Genomic DNA, 3,048 nt, shown 5'->3' on the forward strand with positions numbered 1-3,048 from the left:
CTATAAAACTATCTAAAAGATATTTTAAAGAAAACAAACTGCCTTATGGTGCTATAGATTTGTTAGATAGAACTTTAGCCGCTGTAAAAATGAGTAATAAAAATGCTCAAAAAGAGGTAGAAAAATTTAAGCAAGCACTAAAAGCAATAGAAGAAGCTGATGTTGTTGTAAAAGGTGATTTAGAGTTGCTATTTAAAACAATTTTTAAAAAAATAAGTGTTGTTTTAACCGCAAAAGTAGTAGAGAATTTAGTTCTTTTAGAAGATGATACTGTTGCTATTGGTTTAGAAAAAATACATAAGTTATTGGCAATTTTAGAAGATATTGCATCAGAAAAAATAGAGGTAGTTAAGTCTACAGAAATAGAATCTATTGTTGCAGATATATCTGGTATTCCTTTGGGAAAAATTCAAGCTGAAGAGAAAGAGAAAATATTAGGAATAGAAGATAAACTCCAAGAGCGAGTAAAAGGTCAAGAAAGTGCTATACAAACATTGTCTGACGCTATTATAGAATCTAGGAGTGGGTTAGGTAACCCTAAACAGCCAATTGGGTCTTTCTTCTTTTTAGGACCCACAGGAACCGGTAAAACAGAGCTTACCAAGTCTTTAGCAGAACTGCTTTTTGATGATGAAACTGCTATGATTAGGTTTGATATGTCTGAATTTAAAGAAGAGCATTCTGCTGCATTATTATATGGTGCACCTCCAGGCTATGTTGGGTATGAAGAAGGTGGTATGCTAGTTAATAAAATTAGACAAAAACCATATTCGGTAGTGCTTTTTGATGAAATAGAAAAAGCACACAGTTCTGTGTATGACGTTTTTCTTCAAATTATGGATGAAGGTACAATACATGATAAATTAGGTAGAAGTGGAGATTTTTCTAATGCCATAATAATATTTACGTCTAACATTGGTAGCCAATGGATTGCAGAACAAATAGAGCAGGGGACTAAACCATCATCTAATCAATTAATAGAGGTGATGAGCAAACATTTTAGACCAGAATTTTTAGGAAGGTTAACAGAGGTTGTACCATTTTCTCCTATTAATGAAAAAATAGCAAAAGACATTTTTAAATTACACTTTGCTAATCTTCAAAAACAACTTTTAGATCAAAAAGATATTTCTTTAGAATTATCAGAGGAAGCTTTAGCTTTTCTTGCGCAAAAAGGATATTCTAAAAAATATGGTGCAAGACCAATTGGTGGCGTAATTAGGAATTATATTAAAAAGGTAGTTTCTAAATTTATTATTTCTGAACAAATAGTTCCTGGTGATAAAATAATCCTAAACTATAGTGATGAACAACTAATTTGGGATAAATGTTAGAAGAAGAATTTAACATAGACTCTTTAAAAAGAAATAATACAGCAGATTTTGTAGCAGAAGTTTTTTATGAGGAGCTAAAGTTTATTTTAGATAAAGATTTAGATGAAATGCTTATTGTAGAAAACAGTGGTATGAACAGCCTTGCGTTATCTTAAGACATTTTAGACGTTACAACTTTATATAAAAGTATAACCAATAGTTATAAAGAGTTTTTAGTATTGCATTTAAGCAGAAATAGTATTTATCATCAACTTCCAGAAATTTTATTTCATCCATTAGTTATTAGTACACCATCTATGAGCAATAAAGAGGTGGTAGAAGCTATAAAGGAAAATAAAAGGAGAGAGGTAAGAAATATAAACTTTTTTCAAGCTTTTGATACAGATCTTTTTAAAGAAAGTTCTAAAATTGTAAATAGGCATCTTAACTTTTTAACAGATGACAGCTCTAATGAAAACCTTTTTAGAATTGCACAAAAAATTTTAGATGCTAAATTAGAAATACCTAAAGTAAAATTATTTAAGTTATTCTTTAAATTATGCAATTCTGAGCAATTAAAAGAGAATCTTCCCGTTATTGAAGATTTAATTTATGAAGTGCTAGATTTTAAGATAGAATTAAAATATACACCTAAAATTTTTAAGCAAATTCCGTATAATAACCTAGGCAATAGTTTGTTGGGTATAGATTTTGGTTTGCACGGAAATGTAAAAAGTGAAGTAGATGACATCACTGCTTGCATACTGTTAGATGAGCCTATAGATAACTATAATACTCTTTTAAAAAACATTGATAATGTTAAAACAATTTTGAGTTTTTTAATTATTTCAAATAGAGAAATATTTGTAACTTACCATTTAACGGGTAAGTTAGATTTTGCTTTAAATAACAAATATTTAGGTTATGACACTTATTTAAATTAATTAATGTTAAGGATATAAAATACAGATGAAATGGATACATTAATTACATTTTTTTTGAAATATTTACTAGCCCCTTTATTGGTGGTTTTTTTAATTTTAGTACTTAAGTTTTCTAAAATTAAAAAGAAGTTACGTATAAAAAAGGTTATCTTTTTTATACTAATATCGTTACTAATACTAATTTTACCATCCTTGTTTGCCTTGTTAAGGTATGAGTTTGTTTGGGGTGGTTTATTAATAACTGCATTAACGTATTTGTTTTTAGGAATTGGTATGGTTTTTTATACAAAAACTAAAACATTTGACTCCTTTGGTTTAATAGAAAAAGACGGCAATAAAACATACTTTTTAATTGTAATTTTTGCTATTATAATTTTAACAGCATGGGTATATTATTTAATTTTTAATATGTTAAGTGGGTTGCCATATTCTATTTGGGCAATGTCTTCTGTGTTGTGGTTTATTGTACCTATATTTTATGTAATGGCAAGAGACTCTTTTTTAAAAATATCTCCACCATTTTTTAAATCTTGGCGTGTAGAGCATGATACAAATAGTGATTTGTATTGGGATAAGATAGATACTTTTACACTTATACAGGTAACAGTTAAAGTTAAAAGATCTCCTACAGACAAAGATTATTCGTCATTTATGGTAAAGTTGCCTACAGAAGTGATTTTAGGAAAATGGTTTAATAGGTTTATAGAGGATCAAAATGTTAGGTTTCCACAAGATGTTATAAAAACAGAAGATGAAAGTGGTGATGAAATGGGGTGGATTTTTTACACATC

4 protein-coding genes are annotated in these 3,048 nt (G+C 28.6%); all 4 read left to right on the forward strand.

Annotation, left to right across the window (positions count from 1 at the left end; translation table 11 throughout):
* Positions 1-1,334, forward strand: a 1,334-nt coding sequence (locus ABJD66_RS14930) for an ATP-dependent Clp protease ATP-binding subunit (protein WP_348133090.1), incomplete at its 5' end; no start/stop codon positions are given.
* Positions 1,328-1,489 (forward strand): hypothetical protein, encoded by a 162-nt coding sequence (locus ABJD66_RS14935; RefSeq protein WP_348133093.1) that lies wholly within the window; start codon positions 1,328-1,330, stop codon positions 1,487-1,489. The genes ABJD66_RS14930 and ABJD66_RS14935, both read left to right, overlap by 7 nt.
* Before the next feature lie 63 nt (positions 1,490-1,552).
* Positions 1,553-2,257 carry a hypothetical protein gene (locus ABJD66_RS14940; protein WP_348133095.1) on the forward strand — a complete coding sequence of 235 codons (705 nt, stop codon included), beginning with the start codon at positions 1,553-1,555 and terminating at the stop codon, positions 2,255-2,257.
* A gap of 54 nt (positions 2,258-2,311) precedes the next feature.
* Positions 2,312-3,048 (forward strand): TssN family type VI secretion system protein (locus ABJD66_RS14945; RefSeq protein ID WP_348133097.1); only part of this gene is annotated, 737 nt, incomplete at its 3' end.

Source organism: Cellulophaga sp., assembly GCF_039943695.1.
Lineage (GTDB): Bacteria > Bacteroidota > Bacteroidia > Flavobacteriales > Flavobacteriaceae > Cellulophaga.

Coding starts and splice junctions, on each gene's coding strand:
- ABJD66_RS14935 (WP_348133093.1), top strand. CDS start 1,328: ATGTTAGAAGAAGAATTTAACATAGACTCTTTAAAAAGAAATAATACA.